This window comes from Clostridium sp. LS3 (assembly GCF_055330225.1).
In genome coordinates this window covers 3,847,462-3,868,705 of record NZ_CM143921.1, presented here as the reverse complement: position 1 = coordinate 3,868,705, position 21,244 = coordinate 3,847,462, and the positions used below count along the sequence as shown (strand labels likewise).

Here is a 21,244-nt window from a genome sequence, read left to right as displayed (position 1 = left end):
TAAAAAGGAGGGTATTTATATGAATAGTATAGAGTTAAATAAACTAGAATATAATGGGGATTTAGGAGCTAAATATAGTGCACAATCAACAAAGTTTACATTATGGGCACCTATAGCAAATGAAGTATCTGTTTACTTATATGAAGATGAAAAGAATATACCAATGGTAAAAGGTGATAAGGGACAGTGGGAAGTAGTTATAGATGGAGACTTAAAAAATAAATTTTATAACTATAAGGTAAAAATAAATGATACAACAAATACAGTAGTAGATCCATATGCATATGCAGTAGGAGTTAATGGAGAAAAGTCAATGGTAGTAGATTTAGAATCTACAAATCCAGAAGGCTGGGAAAATGATATTAAACCAGAGTTTAAAAATGCAACAGATGCAATAATTTATGAAATGCATGTTAGAGATTTTACAATTGATGAAAATTCGGAAGTAGAAAAAGAATTTAGAGGAAAGTTTAAAGGAATACTACACAAAAAGCCTATAAGCCACTTAAAGGAACTAGGGGTTACACATGTTCAGTTATTACCAATCTCAGATTACAAATCTGTTGATGAATCAAAGATGGATAAACTACAATATAATTGGGGATATGACCCACAAAACTACAATGTTCCAGAGGGGTCATATTCAACGAATCCTAATGATGGAAATGTGAGAATAAAGGAATTTAAAGAATTAGTTAAAGCATTACATGAAGAAGGTATTAGAGTGATAATGGATGTTGTTTATAATCATACTTATGATACAGAAACATCATTATTTAACCTAGCAGTACCAAATTACTATTATAGAACAGATGAAGAAGGAAACTTTACAAATGGTTCAGGCTGTGGAAATGAAGTTGCATCACAAAAGCCTATGGTTAGAAGATATATCAAAGATTCTGTGGTAAATTGGGCGAAAGAATACCATATAGATGGTTTTAGATTTGATTTAATGGGTTTACATGATATAGAAACAATTATTCAAATTAGAGAAGAATTAGACAAGATAGATAAATCAATTTTAGTGTATGGAGAAGGTTGGGCAGGTGGAGCGACACCATTAAAGGAAGATGAGGCAGCTTTAAAATTAAATGCACCTAAGTTTGGCAAAAATCAAATAGGATGCTTTAGTGATGATATCAGAGATGGAGTAAAAGGTGATGTATTTATAGCTAAAAGTACTGGTTTTGTAAATGGTGGAGAAAACTTTGAAGAAACTATAAAGTTTGGTATAGTAGCATCTACAAAGCATAGTCAAGTGGATTATAGTAAGGTAATTTACTCAGATAAGCCTTGGGCTAATGAACCGTATCAAACAATAACATATGCTTCAGCGCATGATAACTATACTTTATGGGATAAACTTCAATTAACAGTAGATGATGATAGTATAAATAAAGAAGAAAAGCTAATAAAAATGAATAAATTAGTAGCTTCAATAGTATTAACATCTCAAGGAATTAGCTTGATTCATGCAGGCGAAGAAATTTCAAGAACAAAGGTTAATGAAGATGGATCACTAGTAGAAAATAGTTATAAGTCTCCAGATTCAGTAAATAAATTTGATTGGAATAGAAAAGATAAGTATAAGGATGTATTTAACTATTATTCAGGTTTAATAAAGTTAAGAAAAACATATAAAGAATTTAGATTAACAAGTAATAAAGATATAGAAAGAGAAGTAAGATTCTTAGAAAACAATCAATCAAAAGTAGTATCATTTACTATTAGCAATAAAATAGTAGTAATACACAATGCTAATGAAAAAGATATTATAGCTACAATACCAGAAGGAAATTGGAGTGTACTAGTTGATGAATATAGAGCTGGAGTAGGAGAATTATCATGTATTAATGGAAATGAAGTTAAAGTACCAGCATTAGCATCTTATGTATTAGTACGAAAATAAAAATATATAATATTAAAACTACACAGGACTAATAAGTGCTAGGCATTGACAAGAATGGCTAAAAAATTAAGTAAAATCAAAGATTTGCAGAAAGAAATATAAAATACGATTGTATAAATTGAATAGTAAATGAATTTGGCACTATTTTTCAAAAAATGGTGTCTTTTTTTCTTGGTTATCAGAATTATAATATCATTCTGTAATATATTTTTTTCTTTTTTCTGATTTGTTACCATTTGAAAGTTTATCTTTTGTCAAAAGCAGGAAAAGGTAATGTTTCTAATTATTTGATATGATAAAATAGATTCATAAACAGAGGTTTTTAATAAATAACGTCCATCTTGCTCTTTATCATTAGGGAGTTTGTGGATATCTAATAAATATTTCGAAAAGGAGAAAGTTTATGATAGAAAAGAAATCACTTAAAAATATCTGGATGATGTTTGTACTTTTTATAATTATATTTATTGTAAATTTGAATGTATCATTTGATATACCAGCTACAGCAAGAATGTGGATTGTTATAGAGATCTGGTCAATTATTCTTTCAATAATTTTATTAATAAGAAACAAATTTCCAAGTAAGAAAAAAATAGTCGTGTCATTTGTTTTGTCTATATTGGCTGTTTCATGTTTTTTTTATTTAAATAATATTTTTGCAATTTTAAAAGGCTTTATAGAGACGTTTTTAGCCACACTTGCTGTATTTAGCACTTTTGAAAAGCATAAAGAGAATAGCTTATACATTTTAAAAACAGAAACCAAAGGGAGTTTGATATTCAGCATAGTTCTTGGAATTTTAATCGGCGTGATATGGGGAGCTATCAATTATTTTCTTATGATTTCAAGTAATAATCCTCATTTTGAACCTTCATTTGCTTCTTTTCTTACAGCATTGAATCCTGCTATATTTGAAGAGATTGCATTGCGAACTTTGTTTTTTGCGTTTTGTCTTAATTCATTAAATGGTAAGATAACAACAAGAAGAGAAAGCTTTACTTGTTGGTTTATGATGATTGTTCCACATGTTTTAATTCATACGCCTGATAGTTTTATTTATGGTGGAACCGAAAGTGGGTTAATTAGTACGCTTTTATATATTATTGTTTTTGGATTACCTTTTACAATGTTACAAAAAAAACGTGATGTTACATCGGCTATGATTGCACATGGAAGTGTAGATTTTATTAGATTTTGCTTTTTTGGATTACCTTTTTAGAAATAGAGAGGTGTAGATTAAGATTTTACAGGCAGCTTATACAAAGAACCAGAACAGCTTAATATATTTGATTATATTTTTAATAAGAAGTGAATACTTATTAAGTGATTAAAAATAGTTTATAAATTTTTAAAATTTAGCTTAACTATCAGCTTTTTACATATGATATAATATAAAAATAAGAAAATTTATTTAATTTAGGAGTGTGAATTAATTTGGAGAGTTATACGTGGCAGATAATATTATTAGTAATATTATTAGTAATGTCAGGATTTTTCTCTATGTCAGAAACAGCCTTAATGGCACTAAGTAAAATTAGAATAAGACATATGGTAGAAGAGGGAGTTAAGGGAGCAAAATTAATTGAAAAATTAACTGAAGATCCAAGTAGGTTATTAGGGGCAATATTAATAGGAAATAATATTGCTAATATAGGAGCATCTGCACTAGCAACTTCAATAGCTTTAAAGGCTTTTGGGGAAAAAGGAGTAGGAATAGTTACTATTATAATGACTATATTAGTTCTTATATTTGGAGAAATAACTCCAAAATCTATAGCAAAGCAAAATTCAGAAAAAGTCGCTTTAAGGGTTAGTAACCCTATAAATATTATAGTTAGATTATTTAAGCCACTTGTATCAATTTTTACTTTAATATCAAGTTTATTTATAAGACTTTTAGGGGGAGATCCAAAGGCAACAGAACCGTTTATAACCGAGGAAGAGTTAAAAACCATGGTAGGTGTTAGTGAAGAAGAGGGTGTACTTGAAGATGTAGAAAAAGAAATGATCTTTAATGTTTTCGAATTCGCTGATGCTCAAGTAAAAGATGTTATGGTTCAAAGAGTTGGTGTAATAGCAGTAGATGTAAATGCTACTTATGATGAAGTTATAAATATTATTAAAACCGAACAATTTTCTAGAATACCGGTTTATAATCAAAATATAGATGATGTAATAGGAATATTAAATGTTAAGGACTTAATAATTGCTTCTCAAAGTAAGGAAAATTTTAATGTTTCAGATTATATGAGAGAACCTTACTATACATTTGAGTTTAAGAAAATTACAGAATTATTTAGTGAAATGAAAGATACAAGAAACCATATGGCTGTTGTTCTAGATGAGTATGGTGGAAATGTTGGTATAGTCACTATAGAAGATTTAATAGAAGAAATCGTTGGAGAAATCGAAGACGAGTATGATGATGAAGAGGACAGCGATATAATAGTAGTAAAAGAAGATGAGTATATCGTGGATGGTAGCGCAAGGTTAGACCACATTGGTGATTTAATAGGAGTTACTATGGAATCAGAAGAGTTTGATTCTGTTGGAGGATTAGTAATTGGAGAGTTAGGAAGATTTCCTGAACAGTCTGAAGAAGTTAGACTTAATAATATTAGATTTGTAGTTGAAGAAGTAGACAAAAATAGAATTAAGAAGGTTAGGATATACACTTAATTTTAATAATAAGATGGAGAACTATATGAAGATTAAGTTCTCCATTTTTGTTAAAATGGAGAAATATTAAGGGGAGTATTTTATGGACTATATGGCTTTAGCAATAGAAGAAGCTCAAAAGGCATATGACAAGGGAGAGATTCCAGTTGGAGTAGTCATAGTTAAAGACGGAAAAATAATAGCTAAAAAGCATAATTTAAAAGAAAGTTTAAACTTACCAACTGCTCATGCTGAGATATTAGCAATAGAAGAAGCTTGCAAAAAAATTAATAACTGGAGGTTATCTGGCTGTGAAATGTATGTAACATTAGAGCCTTGTCCTATGTGTGCTTCAGCAATTGCTCAAAGTAGAATACCTAAGTTGTTTATAGGAACCTTTAATAAGGATATGGGGGCTTGTGGCTCTGCAATAAATTTAATTGATTATAATGTTTTTAATTGGCATGTAGCCGTAAATTGGTGTTATAATCAAAAATGTAGTGATTTATTGACTTCATTTTTTTTGAAAACTAGAAGTATAAAAAATGAATAGCTTCACAATTATTACATATTTAATTGGTATAATTATTTATAAAGATTTATAATTAAAGAAAATATTTTAAATAGGAGGAGATAAGATGGATTCGGTGGCATTTCAATTATTTGGTATAGATATAGCATGGTATGGTGTAATAATTTCTTCTGGTGTAGTAGCAGCTATGATATTAATATATTTTTTATCTAAGAGAGAAAATTTAGATTATGATATTATAATAGATGCATTTTTAGTAACCTTTCCAATATCAATAATAGGAGCGAGGTTATACTACGTAGCTTTTGAATATCAAAATTACCATTCATTTATGGATGTAATCAACATAAGAAATGGTGGAATGGCAATTCATGGAGGGGTAATAGCTGCTTTATTATCAGGTTACATATTTGCAAGATATAGAAAGATAAATTTCTTAAGATATGTAGATGTTATAATGCCAGGAGTTATATTAGCACAGGCAATAGGTAGATGGGGCAACTTTATGAATCAAGAAGCTCATGGAGGGCCTGTATCTAAAGAGTTTATAAGTAAGTTCCCAGAGTTTATTCAAAAAGGAATGTACATTAATGGAGTATATTATCATCCTACATTTTTATATGAGTCAATATGGAATGTATTAGTTTGTGCAATTTTAGTTTATATACTTTATAAAAAGAAAGAGAAACAAGATGGTATAGTACTTGCTGGATATATGATTTTATATTCAATAGGAAGGTTTTTTATAGAAGGATTAAGAACAGATAGCTTAATGTTTTTAGGATTAAGAACAGCTCAAATAGTAAGCTTGTTAGGCGTAATATTAGGAATTGTTTTAATTATTTGGATTAAGAAGAAAAAGAAAATTATATAGGTTAACTTTTAAATCATAAAAAGAGATATGTAAAATTATTTTTACATATCTTTTTTTATTTTAAAATAAATTTTAAATTATCAAAGCAAATAGAGGAAAATTAAATAAAATATAGAATATATTTACATGAAATTAATATTTAATTTAGGGGGAAATAATAATGGCAAAAAATAAATTGATTACTTGTAAAGCTTGTGGAAAAGAAATAGCTAAAGGTGTAAAGAAGTGTGTTCATTGTGGAAAAAAACAAGGTAATTTCTTTTCACAACATAAAGTTTTAACAGTATTTATGGCAGTAGTATTGCTAGGCATTATAGCAGTTGCTACAGGTGGAAAGGATAAAGCAAATGATAAAGGAAATTCAACTGCAACGAATTCAACACAAGATAATGAGAAGAAAAAAGATAAAAAAGAAGATTCAAAAGTAACATATGATAATTTTATTAGCATAAATATGGGAATGACATATGAAGAGGTTGTAGCAATTTTAGGAGAGGGGAAAGAGACCAGCTCATCATCTGTAGGAGACGTAAAGGCTACAGTGTATACTTGGAATGGGAAGGGTATTAGTAATTTAATTTTAACTATACAAAATGATGTAGTCACAACAAAAGGACAAGCAGGTCTTTATGGTAAAAATGCAGATATGACTATGGAAAAGTATGAGGCAGTCAAAGAAGGAATGACATATGAGGAAGCAAAGGAAATTTTAGGAGAAGGTGAAATAACATCTCAAACTAAAATTCTTAATTCAGAAGCAATAATATATTCATATATAAATAAAGGTGGATCTAATGCTAATTTTACTTTTAATGATAATAAATTAGTATTAAAAGCTCAATTTGGATTAAAATAAATGGAAAAAGAATATAATTTTTATATTAAATTTAATAAATAATAATCAATAGAAATACAGATAAGTTTTACATATTGCAATATGTATTACTATATGATAATATATAGCAGTAGTTAAAATTTAATAGCTATATATTATATGGAGAGATGTCCGAGTGGTCGAAGGAGCACGCCTGGAAAGCGTGTATAGGGGCAACTCTATCAGGGGTTCAAATCCCCTTCTCTCCGCCATAGCCGTGCTAGATGGGGAGTTAGCGGTGCCCTGTAACCCGCAATCCGCTATAGCGGGATTGAATTCCTAGCCTAGGCTTTAGTCTGTAGGGTCTGCCTATGTAAGTGGTGTTGATGGTCAGGTCCCATACGACGTAAGTGCATGAACCTCGTCAGGTCCGGAAGGAAGCAGCGATAAGTGATTACTGCGTGTGATATGGATAAATCTTACCAGAGCTAACTGCATAGTAACGCCTATAGATTACTGTCAAAGCTAGGTGCACGGTTTTAATTTTACACCTTTCTAGCGAAAAGAAGGGTTTTTTTAATGCTTAGAATACAAATCAAATGAATACTTAATTTTTATAAATTAAAGTATTCGATTAATTAAAGGTTACTCTTCAATAGGATTAACATACAATAGGACAAAGAAAGCGAGGGAATTCCTTATGGAATGCCCTCGTTTTCTTTATTTTCTAATCATATTAACAAAATCATATTTAATATTATTAGTTTCATTTACATATACTTCTGATTGAAATTCTATAAACCATTCAGATGAATCTATAGGTGAGAATTTAGTATCACCATTGAAATCTTTATGTAATCTAGTTAAATATAACTTTTTTGCATGAGGTAGAAGTGATTTATATATTTCTCCACCACCAATTACAAAAACTTCTTCAGAAGAATTTTTATATTTAGATATAATATTTTCTATATCATTTACTACTTCAACCATAGGTGAATCTACTTTAAAATTTTTATCTCTAGTAATGATTATATGATGTCTATTAGGTAAAATCTTTGGTAAAGATTCAAATGTTTTTCTACCCATTATTATTGTGTTGCCAGATGTAATTTCTTTAAATCTTTTAAGGTCTTCGGAGATATGCCACAAAAGTTTATTATCTCCACCTATGACATCATTATTGGCTTTAGCAACTATAATTGATAGCATTAAACAGACACCTCCATTTTTATTGGATCATGGTGTTTATAATCAACAATCTTTATATCATCTGCAGTAAAGTCATAGAAGTTGTTAATTTCTGGATTTATCCAAAGTTTTGGTGCTGAATAATCATCATTAGCTCTAGTAAGTTGAAGTTTCATTCCTTCAATTTGATTTTCATAAATATGTGCATTATTTATAACGTGAGTAAATAGTCCAGGTTTAAGCCCAGTTACTTGAGCTATTAGGTGAACTAAAACAGCATATTGACTGGTGTTAAATGGAACTCCTAGTGGTATGTCTCCACTACGTTGTATAAGCATACAATTAAGGTACCCATCAGTTACATCCCATAATGTTTGATAGCAGCAAGGTTGCAATGTCATTTCTGGTAAATCTTCTATATTCCACATAGACATAATCATTCTTCTGTCTTGAGGATTATTCTTTAGTGATTCAATAAGCTTATCTACTTGATTAAATTTAGCTATCTGATATCCATAGGCTTTTCCTATAGTATTATTTTCGTCTACCCATTCATCCCAAATATGAACATTTTGTTCTTGAAGTTTTGTAACATCGTTTGACTGATCCCTATATATCCACAGCATTTCCTTTACAGCAGTCTTAAATGCTACTTTTTTTGTTGTTAGTATAGGGAATTCCTTTTGCAAATTAAATTGCATTATCTGATGAGGTAATTTGTATGTAGGCATTCCAGTTCTATTATTATCGTAATATCCATTTTCTAAAATATCTTCAACGATGGCTAGGTATTTTTTGTCGTATAAACTCATTTTAAGCCCTCCTTTTTATAATACATAACTAATTTTACTATAAAATTTATATATTATACAGTAAATAAAAAATACATTGATATATAAAAGGTACAATTTCCTTGGAAATATCATTTAAGCTAATTGTGGCATTCTAGGAATAATTATAACTTCAGTAGAATTTATAATTATTAAAAAAAACAATAAAGAATAATCAAGTATAGGTGTACTAAATTTAATTTATAGTACACCTTGTTTTAAAGATAATAAAAAGTAAAATATTACTTATATTTAAAATAGTGTTTATATAGGCTATAATATAAATATAATAAAAGAAACTAAGATTAAGGGAAGGTAAGCCATGGGATATACAGCTTTATATAGAGAATGGAGACCTAAGACATTTTATGATGTGGTTGGTCAGGAACATATAACAACAACGTTAAAAAACCAAATATTAAATGATAGAATTGCTCATGCCTATCTTTTTTGTGGAACTAGAGGAACAGGTAAAACATCAACAGCTAAAGTTTTTTCTAAGGCACTAAATTGTTTAAATCTACATGATGGAGAACCATGTAATGAATGTGAAATGTGTAGAAAAATAAATGATGGTTTAGCAATAGATGTAACTGAACTAGATGCAGCTTCTAATAATGGAGTTGATAAAATTAGAGATATTATAGATGATGTAAAATATCCTCCACAAGAAGCAAGATTCAAGGTTTATATAATGGATGAGGTTCATATGCTATCTACAGGTGCAGTTAATGCCTTTTTAAAAACCTTAGAAGAACCTCCAGCTAATGTAATATTTATATTAGCAACTACAGACCCTCAAAAACTTCCAATTACTATTCTTTCTAGGTGTCAAAGGTTTGATTTTAAAAGAATAAATAACAATGAAATAACAAAAAGACTTAGAAAAATAGTAGATGATCAAAATGCTCTTGCAGATGATAAAAGCCTAAATTTAATATCTAAAGTATCAGACGGGGCTATGAGAGATGCTTTAAGTATATTAGATCAAGCTATATCCATGGGAAATGGATCAGTTAATTATGATGTGCTTATAAATATGCTTGGGCTTGTAACAAATGACCATTTATTTAATTTAACTAATGCAGTAATTCAAAGAAATATAGAAAAATCAATTAATATAATAGACGAAGTAGTTTATGCTGGAAAAGATATTTATTTATTTATAAAGGATTTAATAGCACATTATAGAAATATCTTAATGGCAAAGGTAACTAATAACCCAGAAGAAGTATTAGATATGTCTGAAGAAAACATATCTTTAGTTAAAGAGCAGTCTAGTAAGGTTAGAGCTGAAGAAGTGATGAGATATATTAGAATACTTCAAGAAGCAGAAGGAAATGCAAAGATAAGTAAGCAAGCAAGGCTTTATTTAGAATTAGCTATAATCAAAATGTGCAAAATAGAATATGATACATCTAATGAAGTTATATTAACAAGATTAAATAAACTTGAAGAAGGTTTGAAAAATGGAAGTCTTAAAGTTGTAAGTGTAGCAACAGAGAATGTTAGTAAAACTGTAGATAACAAACCTAAAATTCAAAAACAAGCTAAGATTGAACCTCAGTTAGGTAATGACTCTAAGGTTTCTTTAAATGAAAATTCTAAAGTTACTTTAAATGATATTCAAAGGGCTTGGAAGGATATATTAGAAAGGTTTAAAACTAGAAGAGCAATGATAGTATATGCTTCAATACTAACTGGAAAGCCAGTAGAATGTAAAAATGGTGTATTAACTATTGAGTACGAAGATCAATTTAAATTTAATAAAGATAGATTAGAAAAACCAGAGTATAGGTCAGTTATAAACGAAGTGTTAGCTGAAATTTTTAGAGAAGACATAAAAGTTGTTTTTGAAGTTGAGGAAAATTCAAAAGATGAAAAATCAACAGAAGACATGCTTTTGGAATCTTTGGGATCTGATATGGTGGATATTTTAGATGAATAGAACTAATGACAAGAGATACACATAAATATAATAGAAATTAATAATAATAAGAATGAAAATTAATATAAATAAGTATCTTAATGTAGTAAAATAAAGCAAAATGCTATATAATAAAGAATAGATTTTTATAAAAGGAGGATATGTTTTTATGGCAAAAGGAGGATTTCCAGGCGGATTTGGTGGAGGAAATATGAACAACCTAATGAAGCAGGCTCAAAAACTTCAAAAAGAAATGGAACAAATGCAAAAGGATCTTGAAACTAAGGAGTTTGAAGCTTCAGTAGGTGGAGGCGCTGTAGTTGTAAAGACTAATGGTAAAAAAGAAGTAGTTTCAATTAACATAAAGCCAGAAGTAGTGGACGCAGATGATGTTGAAATGCTAGAAGATTTAGTTCTTAGTGCTGTAAATGAGGCTCTAAGAAAGGCAGAAGAAGAAACTTCAAGCAAGATGGGTAAATTAACTGGCGGAATGAACATACCAGGATTATTTTAATAGTGATGGTGAGTCTTATATAGTTTAATAAGACATAAAAGGCGAATTTATTTCGCCTTTTTATATATTCAAATTACAGATAACTAAATAATATTTAGAGTCTTTCATATATATGTTCTAATTAATATTCTACATTATTTATATTTGAATTTATAATATTTTTATACTAATAAATTATAGAAAGGATGATTTTATGGATTTTTATCCAGTTGCTATAGAAAAACTTATTGAAGAATTTGCCAAGCTACCTAGTGTAGGACAAAAGACAGCTCAAAGATTAGCATTGCATGTTTTAAATCTTCCAGAAGATGAGGTAAGAGAATTTGCAGATGCTTTAGTTAAAGCAAGAGGAACAGTAAAATATTGTTCAATATGTGGTAACTTTACAGATAAAGATCCTTGTGCAATATGCTCTAATCCTAGTAGAGATAAAGATATAATTTGTGTTGTAGAGCAACCAAAAGATATAATGACTATGGAAAAGGTTAAAGAGTATAATGGAGCTTATCATGTATTACATGGCAATTTATCTCCTATGCAAGGAAGAGGACCACAAGATATAAAAATAAGAGAATTAGTTGCAAGAATGAGTGCTGATGTTAAAGAAGTAATAATAGCTACTAACCCTAATATTGAAGGTGAAGCAACAGCGATGTACATATCAAGAATATTAAAGCCATTAGATATAAAGGTAACAAGAATTGCATCAGGAATACCAGTAGGAGGAGATTTAGAGTATGCTGATGAAGTAACACTTTCAAAAGCATTAGAAGGTAGAAAAGAGATATAATTTAAGGGTGAATATATGAGTAATTTATTAAAATTTTTATTTAGCAGAATGGTTATAGTTGGTGTTTTAATTTTACTTCAACTAGGGATTCTCACCTTTACTGTATGGAAGATTACAGAATCATTTGTTTATGTGTATGTCTTACTTTCTGTAATAAGTATATTAGCAGTAGTTTATATTGTTAGTACAAAAGATAATCCATCTTATAAATTAGCATGGACAATACCTGTTTTATTAGTGCCTGTATTTGGTGGATTATTTTATTTACTATTTGGGTTAAAGAAAACAACTAAGAAATTTAGAGGTAAAATATTAGATATACATAATGAAACTTCTCATTTATTACTTCAAGATAAAGATATACTAGATGAAATAGAAAGAGAAGATAAAGGTGTTGCGAATCAAGTAAGGTATTTAAATAAATATGCAGCAAGTCCAATATATAAAAATACTACTACACAATACTTATCCCCAGGTGAAGAATTTTTTGAAAAGCTTAAAGAGGAATTAAAGAAGGCAAAGCATTATATATTTATGGAATATTTTATAATTCAAGAGGGTATAATGTGGGATAGTATTTTAGAAATATTAGAAGATAAGGTTAAAGAGGGAGTAGATGTAAGGCTTATATATGATGATATGGGGTGTTTACAGACTCTTCCCTATAAATATGATGAAAAGCTAAGACAAAAGGGTATTAAGTGTGTAGTATTTAATCCTTTTGTTCCATTTTTATCAGTAGTAATGAATAATAGAGATCATAGAAAAATCACAATAATAGATGGACATACTGCATTTACAGGTGGTATAAATTTAGCAGATGAGTATATAAATGAGATAGTTAGATTTGGACATTGGAAGGACGCCTCTCTTATGGTAAAAGGAGAAGCAGTTTGGAACTTAACTATGATGTTTCTTCAATCTTGGCAGTTTAATTATGGACAAAGAGATGACTATGAAAAATATAAGCCTTATGTAAATTATGATGGGATATTTGAAAGTGATGGATATGTTCAACCCTATGGGGATAGTCCATTAGACGATGAGACAGTAGGTGAAAATGTATATTTAAATATTATAAATAAGGCTAAAGACTATGTGTATATAAACACCCCATATTTAATAGTAGATAATGAACTAGTAACAGCATTAACATTATCAGCTAAAAGTGGAGTTGAAATTATAATAGTAACTCCGCATATAGAGGATAAATGGTATGCTCATATGGTTACAAGAGCATACTATTCACAACTTATAGAAGCAGGAGTTAAAATATATGAATACACTCCAGGATTCATACACTCTAAAACATTTGTATCAGATGATGAAATTGGAGTTGTAGGAACTATAAATATGGATTATAGAAGCCTTTATTTACATTTTGAATGTGGAGTTTTACTTTATAAAACAAAATCACTAATGGAAATAAAAAAAGATTTTATTGAAACCTTAGATATTTGTAAATTAATTACTATAGAAGATTGTCATAGAGTAAAATGGGCTAATAGGTTTATAACAGCTATTTTAAGAGTATTTGCGCCACTTATGTAAAAAAAATTAAAACTTCCGAATATTTATGTTAAAAAATGGATATAAATTTAATATGAAGTATTTGGGAGGAATTAAAAAGTGGATAAGAGGACAATTTTAGACCTGTTAATGCAAAATGCAGAGAAGAATAAAATTAAATATAGTGAGGATGACTTAGATCTATTAAGAGCTATTAACGAAAGTGTAACAGAAATGGAGGTAGCTAGATCTTTATTTAACTCTGTAAGCGATCCCCAATTAATTGAATTAGCTATCCATGCAGAAGATGTAGCAAAAGCTAGATATAATTATTTAATAGCTATGGCTAAAAAAAGAGATTTAAGAAAAATAAACTAATAATATTACTAACTAGTGAATTATATAAAATGGAGGAAATTATATGGATTTAAATATTATATTATATGGATTAATAGGACTAGTCTTATTATACCTAGTTATAAAATTCCTAAAATGGCCATTAAAGATTTTATTAAATGGAATAATAGGTATAGTATTATTATACTTAGCTAATATTTTAGGATCTTATTTAGGCTTTTACATAGGAATAAATGCTGTAACAGCATTAATCGCAGGGTTTCTAGGAGTTCCAGGAGTTATATTTTTAGTTTTATTTCAACTATTTTTATAAAACAAAAGAGATTCAAGTTATACTTGAATCTCTTTTATTTAATTAGAGGGGGAACTTTTATGTTCCCCAAATTTTTATAGATGGGAGTTAGAAGTTTTTCAATTTACCAATGAGTGAAAAGCCTCTTATGTGATTAATATATGGAAATAATAAAAATAAGTTACTAAAATTAAGTATGTTTTATCTAATAATTTAACATTTAATGTTTTTAAGCAAAAAGTTACTTTATATGATAAAATATTATTAAAATTATATTCTATTTTAAAAGGGGATGTTATAGTGCCAGCTGGAAATGGAGTAAATTGTAAATATTGTCCAGAGTATAAGAAGAGCTGTAATGGTAATGATAAAACATGCTTATGTTATAAGTGTCCAAGACATTTAGGACAATGTATGTGCGTAAAATATTGTAGAGAAACAGAATCTATACTAACTTTTGAAGAGCATTATGAAAGGCGTGATTAAATGAAGGAAAAAGGTAAAAAGTTTATAAATGAATTTAAAGATTTTGCTATGAAGGGAAATGTTCTAGACTTAGCAGTTGGGGTTGTTATAGGGGGAGCTTTTAATAAAATAGTTTCATCATTAGTAAATGATATAATAATGCCACTAATTGGTGTATTAACAGGGGGAGTAAATTTTAAAGAGCTTGAATATATTTTAAAAGCTGCAGAAGGTGAAAAAGCTGCGGTTTCATTGCACTATGGAATGTTTATTCAAAACATAGTTGATTTTATAATTATAGCTTTATCTATATTTGTATTTATAAAAGTAGTATCTAAATTAAATAGAAAGAAAGAAGAAGAAGTAGAAGCTAAAAAAGAAGAAGAGAAAAAATTAACAATGGATCAAGAGTTATTAGTAGAAATAAGAGATCTTTTGAAGTCTCAAAATAATACATCTAACTAATAAATTAGCACATATTTTACAATTAAATTTACATAGAATATAAATAAAATTAGTAGGTTATAGTCTTAATGAATATTATAGAAAGACTATAACCTTATTTTATTAACAATATTTAAATTAAAGGATATGATATTAATAAAATAAGATTACTTTATAAATATTAATAAAATAGTTGTTAATCATGTAAAAAAGTAGTAGAATTAACAATAATTAAATAAGCAATAAAATAAAAGAATAGATTTGGGGGCGAGGCATAATGCACAAAAAGCTATTTATTCCAGGGCCGGTTGAAGTAAAGTCAGATGTATTAGAGCAAATGGCAAGGCCTATGATTGGGCATAGAAGTAAAGAAGCTTCAGAGCTTCAAAGAAGAATAAGTGACAATTTAAAAAAAGTATTTTTTACAGAGAGTGAAATTTTACTTTCAACTACATCAGGTAGTGGACTTATGGAAGGAGCCATAAGATGCTGTACAGCAAAGAGGGCAGCTGTATTTTCCGTTGGGGCTTTCGGAAAGAGATGGCATGAGATGGCAACTTCTAATAATGTTCCTGCAGACTTATTTGAAGTAGATATGGGAAAAGCTATTACAGCTGAAATGGTTGATGAAGTATTAGCAACAGGAAAGTATGATTTAGTAGCAGTAACTCATAATGAAACATCTACAGGAGTAATGAATCCAGTAGAAAAAATAGGTGAAGTAGTAAAAAAATATAAGGATATTGTATTTATAGTAGATACAGTAAGTTCTGCAGCTGGAACTAGAATAGAGGTTGACAAATGGGGCATAGACATTTGCATAACATCAACTCAAAAAGCAATAGGGTTGCCACCGGGAATGGCAATATGTACTTTTTCAAATAAAGCTAAGGAAAGAGCAGAAAAAGTGCCTAACAGGGGATTTTACTTAGATTTATTAGCACTTTATAAGTATATTCAAAAAAAGGATTACCAATATCCATCAACTCCTTCTATATCACATATGTATGCCCTTGATTATCAACTAGACTATATATTAAATAAAGAAGGTCTAGAAAATAGATTTACAAGGCATATAGAAATGGCTAAAGTAGTTAGAGCATGGGCTAAAAAGTATTTTGATATTTTTCCTGATGAAAATTATTTATCAAATACTTTAACTACTGTTAAAAATAATAGAGGAATAGATGTATCGGCTTTAAATAAAGAATTAGGAAAAAGAGGTTTCCAAATATCTAATGGATATGGAAGTTTAAAAGATAAAACTTTTAGGGTAGCTCATATGGCAGATTGTCAGATGGAAGATATAAATGAATTACTTAAAAATATAAATGAAATTTTAGGGCTAGAATAATAAGTTTAAGTAAAACACAATTTTAAGCAATAAGCAATAAGCAATAAGCAATAAGCAATAAGCAATAAGCAATAAGCAATAAGCAATAAATTAAGTTTGGGATAATATCTAATAAGAGTTTGGAGTAGAATCTAAGCTCTTATTATCATAGATAATATTATTTAAAAATATTTATTTATGAATAACTTTTAAGGGGGTATAAAAATGTATAAAATATTAGTAAGTGACGGTTTGCAAGAAAATACAATTAATAAGTTAATAGAGTCAGGTTTTGAAGTTGTAGATCAGCATTATGATAAAGAAATCCTTGGAGAAAAGCTTAAGGATTTTGATGCTTTAATTATAAGATCAGCTACGAAAGTAACTAAGGATATTTTGGAAAAGGCTTCAGGTGGAAATCTAAAATTAATAATTAGAGCTGGAGTTGGAATAGATAATATAGATATATATGCAGCACATGAACTGGGGGTTACAGTTAAGAATACTCCAAATGCCAGTTCAGATTCAGTTGCAGAGTTAGCACTAGCCCATATGTTCGCAGTTGCAAGATTTGTTGGTACATCAAATTATACTATGAGAAATGGTGAATGGAACAAGAAGAAATACGAAGGTATTGAGCTTTCAGGAAAAACCTTAGGAATAGTAGGAATGGGGAGAATAGGTAAATCATTGGCTAATAAAGCTACATCACTAGGAATGAAGGTTATTTATAATGATGCTTTTGGAAAACAAAAAGATGTAACTTATGAATTTTTAGAGTTAAATGATTTATTAAAGAGATCAGACTTTATTTCACTACATGTTCCATATGATAAAGAAAGTGGAACATTAATCGGAAAAGAAGAATTGAATATACTGAAGGATGGAGCTTATATAATAAATTGTGCAAGAGGGAAAGTTGTTGATGAAGAAGCACTTTTAGAAGCTTTAAATTCTGGAAAAGTAGCAGGGGCAGGAATAGATGTATTTGAAGTAGAACCAAATACAAATGAAGACTTAGTCAATCATCCAAGAGTAAGCTGTACTCCACATATAGGAGCTTCAACAATTGAAGCACAAGATAGAATTGGAGAAGAAGTAGTATCAATAATAAAGGAGTTTTTTACTCTATAAGAAATCAGCTCAGCAAGCTGGCCTTGGCGACTTTTTTACTAAAGAAAGAAAATAGGAGGAGTTATTAATGGCGGTTATTAGACCTTTTAAGGCAATAAGACCTGTAAAGAAATTAGCAGATAAAATAGCAGCACTTCCTTATGATGTAATGGATAGTGATGAAGCTAGAGAAATAGTTAAGAGTAATTCTTATTCATTTTTACATGTAGATAAGGCTGAAGTAGATTTACCACAAGATATAGATATTTATGATGATAAAGTTTATGAAAAAGCTAAAAGTAATTTAGATAAAATGATAGAAGATGGTTTATATATTGAGGATGAAAAGCCATATTTATATATATACAGACAAATAATGAAGGAAAGAAGTCAAGTTGGTATTGTAGGCTGTGCTTCAATAGATGATTATACTAAAAATATAATAAAAAAGCATGAGCTAACAAGAGAAGACAAGGAAATAGATAGAATTAATCATGTTTATAAATGTGAAGCTCATACAGGTCCTATATTTTTAACTTATAGAGAAAATAAGGAGATCTCAAGTATAATAAATGAATGGATGAAGAAAGAGCCAGTATATGACTTTATTTCAGAAGATAAAGTAGGTCATACTGTATGGGTTATAGATGATGAAAATACAGTAACTAAAATAAATGAACTATTTAAATCTGTAGAATACCTATATATTGCAGATGGGCATCATAGATCAGCATCAGCAGTAAAGGTTGGACATATAAAGAGAGCAGAAAATGAAAACTATACAGGAGAAGAGGAGTTTAACTATTTCCTATCAATTTCTTATCCTGATAGTGAGCTAGAAGTATTAGATTATAATAGAACGGTTAAAGATTTAAATGGGCTTTCAAAAGAAGAGTTTTTAAATAAAGTAAGTGAGAAGTTTATAGTTACTAAAAGTGACGAAAGAGTTAGACCAAAAGAAAAGCATACTTTTGGAATGTACTTAGAAAAACAATGGTACTTACTAGAATCTAAAGAAGGTATCTTTAATCCTGAGGATCCTGTAGATCAATTAGATGTATCAATACTACAGAACAACCTTTTGAAACCAATACTGGGAATAGATGATGCAAGAAAATCTAAAAGAATAGAGTTTATTGGTGGAATTAGAGGGTTAAAAGAGCTTGAAAGAAGGGCAGATACAGATATGAAAGTAAGCTTTTCTATGTATCCTACAACTACAGATGATATTATGGATATAGCTGATAGTGGGAAAATAATGCCTCCAAAATCAACATGGTTTGAACCTAAGCCAAGGAGTGGGTTATTTATTCATAAATTTTAAATTGTGTCCAAATAAAAAATGGCTACTAAGTCAGTATCTTAAATTAGGATACTGGCTTTTATTTTTTTGATATCCAATTATAACCTTATACAAGATAGATTTATTTAGCCCAGTGTGCTTAGAAAAGTCAAAATTAGATTAAATATAATGGATAATTTTACATAATGTGTTTATTGGCGAAATTTTGTATGATACAATTATTATATATATTTCCAGAATAAGTAATTTGGTGTATGTTAATTGATTTAATATGGTTTTACAATCTTACTATTGAGGTATATTTATTTTATATTTTCATTACCTTCAGTTTGTACGTGGACATATGCAAGTTTGTTGAGAGATGGATGTGTACTTTTTTATTTTATATATTTAAGGAGGAACTATAATGAATGTAAAAACAAACAACATGGTAAAGGCAAGTTTATTTATTGCATTGGGATTAATTTTCCCTTATATTTTTCATCTAACGGGGATGGCGGGTCCTATATTCTTACCAATGCATATTCCAGTTTTATTATGCGGACTTATGCTTGGTCCAAAATATGGATTAATTATAGGTTTTATAACACCTCTTTTAAATTCTGTAATTACAGGAATGCCACCTATATATCCAACTGGTATTTCTATGGCATTTGAACTTGCAACATATGGATTTGTGGGTGGATTTTTGTATAAGAAAAAAAATATCAATATGTTTATATCATTAATATTGGCAATGATATTAGGAAGGTTTGTGTCTGGAATAGCTATGTTTACAATGCTTACAGTAGGTGGAAAAAGTTTTGTATTGAAAGCATTCTTAACATCAGCAGTTATAACATCTATACCAGGAATAGTAATTCAGTTGATACTAATACCAATTGTAGTAAAGATTTCAGAAAATACGAAGGGAATGAAAACTATAAATGGATAACAAAGAGTTTTTTAATAAAGTTGCGCTTGAATGGGACAAGATGTGCAAACATAATGATATTAAGTTAAGAGAAATAATAGACCTATCTGCTATTAGAAATAATGCAAAAATACTTGATGTTGGTACAGGGACAGGTATATTAGTAAGTTACTTACTTGAAAAGTCTCCACTTAAAATAACAGCTATTGATATTTCGGAAAATATGATTATGGTTGCTAAAGAGAAGTATAAGGATGATAGAGTTGAATTTATTGTAAAAGATGTTATGGAGTTTAATGATAAAGGGTTTGATTATATATTCATTTATTCCGCTTATCCTCATTTTAATGATAAGGAAGCATTATTTAAGCATCTTCTAGATAGGTTAAATGATGGTGGTAAAATAATCATTGCTCATTCAGAAAGTAAAGAAAAAATCAATCAGATTCATTCGAAAAAGGATGTTGTAAAAGATGATGTTCTTGAACCAGCTGAAGTAACCACTAAAATTATGTCTAAATACTTCGAAATTGATAAGGTAATTGATAATGAAGAAATGTATTATATTTCAGCTCTCAGAGAAAGATTTTAGGTATATCCTTAACGACTTTTATTTATATAATGGTGAAATGAACACATTTATATTGGATTAATATAATATCAGTAGATAAATTATTTTCAGGAGGATTAGTAGTGTTTGTAGCACCATTTCAAAATAATAAAATGATTCAGAATCCACAACAGGAAGCCCTTAATGATATAAAAAAGGCAGTTCAGGGAGAAAGGGAAGATGAATTATTTTATGATTACCTTATTAGTGTAGCACCTACTAGAGAAGAAAAAGAAATAATAGCTTCAATTAGAGATGATGAAAGAAGACATAATCAGATATTTAGAAGAATTTATAAGGACTTTACAGGAATGGATGTAGTATCAATGGATGAAGAGAAAGCTTTTGAAAAACCGGAGTCTTATTTAGACGGTATTAAAAAAGCTTTATTTGGAGAATTAGCAGCTGTAGAAAGGTATAGAAATATTAGAAGGGCTCTTCCTATGGGACCTTACAGAGATATGTTATTTGATATAATCACAGATGAATTAAAACATGCTTCAAAATATAATTATCTATTTACACTGAATAGTACTATGAATAATTCTGAAATGAATAAAGCTTCAATGACTAATTCATCAATGAAGAGATTGGAAAGAATAGCATATAAATCTAAATTTACTCCAGATGATTGGATTAGATATATAACACCATTGGTTAACCGTGCTCTAGAAGAATCTAAAGCAGGAATTAACCCTGAGCATTTATATCAAGAGTTTATTTTAGCGGGATTACTTGTTGGTTTAGGAATGAGTCCTGAAGATGCTATTGATCAAGTTGAAGAATGGGAAGATACAGGAGCTTCTAAGTTACTAGCAAAGAGTAAAATGAGTAGATATTTTGATTAAGGTTACTTTAATAAATGA

At 29.0% G+C, this 21,244-nt stretch carries 22 protein-coding genes, 1 tRNA gene and 1 other RNA gene; 22 read left to right on the top strand and 2 right to left on the bottom strand.

What is annotated here, in order from left to right:
• Positions 1-19 precede the first annotated feature (19 nt).
• From pulA to ffs, 8 genes are all read left to right on the top strand, one after another.
• Positions 20-1,909 carry a type I pullulanase gene (gene pulA / locus ACZJV1_RS18220; RefSeq protein WP_463650989.1) on the top strand — a complete coding sequence of 630 codons (1,890 nt, stop codon included), beginning with the start codon at positions 20-22 and terminating at the stop codon, positions 1,907-1,909.
• 403 nt (positions 1,910-2,312) lie between these two features.
• Complete coding sequence (locus ACZJV1_RS18215) at positions 2,313-3,128, top strand: hypothetical protein (RefSeq protein WP_463650988.1); 816 nt, start codon at positions 2,313-2,315, stop codon at positions 3,126-3,128.
• 215 nt (positions 3,129-3,343) lie between these two features.
• Positions 3,344-4,588 (top strand): HlyC/CorC family transporter, encoded by a 1,245-nt coding sequence (locus ACZJV1_RS18210; RefSeq protein WP_460289161.1) that lies wholly within the window; start codon positions 3,344-3,346, stop codon positions 4,586-4,588.
• Between the two features lie 82 nt (positions 4,589-4,670).
• A complete protein-coding gene (locus ACZJV1_RS18205; protein ID WP_460289162.1) occupies positions 4,671-5,120 on the top strand; it encodes a nucleoside deaminase in 450 nt (149 codons plus the stop codon).
• A gap of 85 nt (positions 5,121-5,205) precedes the next feature.
• Positions 5,206-5,973, top strand: a complete 768-nt coding sequence (gene lgt, locus ACZJV1_RS18200) for a prolipoprotein diacylglyceryl transferase (protein ID WP_463650987.1) — start codon at positions 5,206-5,208, stop codon at positions 5,971-5,973.
• 160 nt (positions 5,974-6,133) lie between these two features.
• On the top strand, positions 6,134-6,829 hold the full coding sequence (locus tag ACZJV1_RS18195; protein ID WP_460289164.1) for a DUF3862 domain-containing protein: 696 nt from the start codon (positions 6,134-6,136) through the stop codon (positions 6,827-6,829).
• Positions 6,830-6,969: 140 nt separating this feature from the next.
• Positions 6,970-7,059: transfer RNA gene (locus tag ACZJV1_RS18190), tRNA-Ser, on the top strand.
• Positions 7,060-7,062: 3 nt separating this feature from the next.
• Positions 7,063-7,324: signal recognition particle sRNA large type (gene ffs / locus ACZJV1_RS18185), an RNA gene on the top strand.
• Positions 7,325-7,507: 183 nt separating this feature from the next.
• Here the strand turns inward: ffs and ACZJV1_RS18180 are convergent.
• The gene (locus ACZJV1_RS18180; protein ID WP_460289165.1) at positions 7,508-7,999 is read right to left on the bottom strand and encodes a dihydrofolate reductase; all 492 of its coding nucleotides are present in this window, start codon (positions 7,997-7,999) and stop codon (positions 7,508-7,510) included.
• Positions 7,999-8,790, bottom strand: coding sequence for a thymidylate synthase (locus tag ACZJV1_RS18175; protein WP_463650986.1), 792 nt, complete (start codon positions 8,788-8,790; stop codon positions 7,999-8,001). Before ACZJV1_RS18175 ends, ACZJV1_RS18180 begins: the two co-directional genes overlap by 1 nt.
• 340 nt (positions 8,791-9,130) lie before the next feature.
• Here ACZJV1_RS18175 and dnaX point away from each other — a divergent pair, with 340 nt between their 5' ends.
• From dnaX to ACZJV1_RS18105, 14 genes are all read left to right on the top strand, one after another.
• Positions 9,131-10,756, top strand: coding sequence for a DNA polymerase III subunit gamma/tau (gene dnaX, locus ACZJV1_RS18170; protein WP_460289168.1), 1,626 nt, complete (start codon positions 9,131-9,133; stop codon positions 10,754-10,756).
• A 148-nt stretch (positions 10,757-10,904) separates the two neighbouring features.
• Positions 10,905-11,249, top strand: coding sequence for a YbaB/EbfC family nucleoid-associated protein (locus ACZJV1_RS18165; protein WP_411169208.1), 345 nt, complete (start codon positions 10,905-10,907; stop codon positions 11,247-11,249).
• A 193-nt stretch (positions 11,250-11,442) separates the two neighbouring features.
• Positions 11,443-12,039, top strand: a complete 597-nt coding sequence (gene recR, locus ACZJV1_RS18160) for a recombination mediator RecR (RefSeq protein WP_411169207.1) — start codon at positions 11,443-11,445, stop codon at positions 12,037-12,039.
• 15 nt (positions 12,040-12,054) lie between these two features.
• Positions 12,055-13,590 (top strand): cardiolipin synthase, encoded by a 1,536-nt coding sequence (gene cls, locus ACZJV1_RS18155; protein WP_460289169.1) that lies wholly within the window; start codon positions 12,055-12,057, stop codon positions 13,588-13,590.
• A 78-nt stretch (positions 13,591-13,668) separates the two neighbouring features.
• Positions 13,669-13,926, top strand: coding sequence for a DUF2508 family protein (locus ACZJV1_RS18150; protein WP_322545924.1), 258 nt, complete (start codon positions 13,669-13,671; stop codon positions 13,924-13,926).
• 43 nt (positions 13,927-13,969) lie between these two features.
• A complete protein-coding gene (locus ACZJV1_RS18145; RefSeq protein ID WP_411169205.1) occupies positions 13,970-14,218 on the top strand; it encodes a pro-sigmaK processing inhibitor BofA family protein in 249 nt (82 codons plus the stop codon).
• A gap of 279 nt (positions 14,219-14,497) precedes the next feature.
• Positions 14,498-14,683, top strand: coding sequence for a hypothetical protein (locus ACZJV1_RS18140; protein WP_463650985.1), 186 nt, complete (start codon positions 14,498-14,500; stop codon positions 14,681-14,683).
• The gene (mscL, locus tag ACZJV1_RS18135) at positions 14,684-15,127 is read left to right on the top strand and encodes a large-conductance mechanosensitive channel protein MscL (RefSeq protein WP_463650984.1); all 444 of its coding nucleotides are present in this window, start codon (positions 14,684-14,686) and stop codon (positions 15,125-15,127) included.
• Positions 15,128-15,383: 256 nt separating this feature from the next.
• The gene (locus ACZJV1_RS18130) at positions 15,384-16,460 is read left to right on the top strand and encodes a pyridoxal-phosphate-dependent aminotransferase family protein (RefSeq protein ID WP_463650983.1); all 1,077 of its coding nucleotides are present in this window, start codon (positions 15,384-15,386) and stop codon (positions 16,458-16,460) included.
• A 204-nt stretch (positions 16,461-16,664) separates the two neighbouring features.
• Entirely contained in the window at positions 16,665-17,573 is a 909-nt protein-coding gene (locus tag ACZJV1_RS18125; RefSeq protein ID WP_463650982.1) for a D-2-hydroxyacid dehydrogenase, read from the top strand.
• A 67-nt stretch (positions 17,574-17,640) separates the two neighbouring features.
• Complete coding sequence (locus tag ACZJV1_RS18120; RefSeq protein ID WP_463650981.1) at positions 17,641-18,876, top strand: DUF1015 domain-containing protein; 1,236 nt, start codon at positions 17,641-17,643, stop codon at positions 18,874-18,876.
• A 385-nt stretch (positions 18,877-19,261) separates the two neighbouring features.
• Entirely contained in the window at positions 19,262-19,789 is a 528-nt protein-coding gene (locus ACZJV1_RS18115) for an ECF transporter S component (protein WP_463650980.1), read from the top strand.
• Positions 19,782-20,360 carry a class I SAM-dependent methyltransferase gene (locus tag ACZJV1_RS18110; RefSeq protein ID WP_463650979.1) on the top strand — a complete coding sequence of 193 codons (579 nt, stop codon included), beginning with the start codon at positions 19,782-19,784 and terminating at the stop codon, positions 20,358-20,360. The genes ACZJV1_RS18115 and ACZJV1_RS18110 overlap by 8 nt, the downstream gene beginning before the upstream one ends.
• Positions 20,361-20,491: 131 nt before the next feature.
• Positions 20,492-21,226 (top strand): ferritin-like domain-containing protein, encoded by a 735-nt coding sequence (locus ACZJV1_RS18105; protein WP_463652177.1) that lies wholly within the window; start codon positions 20,492-20,494, stop codon positions 21,224-21,226.
• Positions 21,227-21,244: the final 18 nt, after the last annotated feature.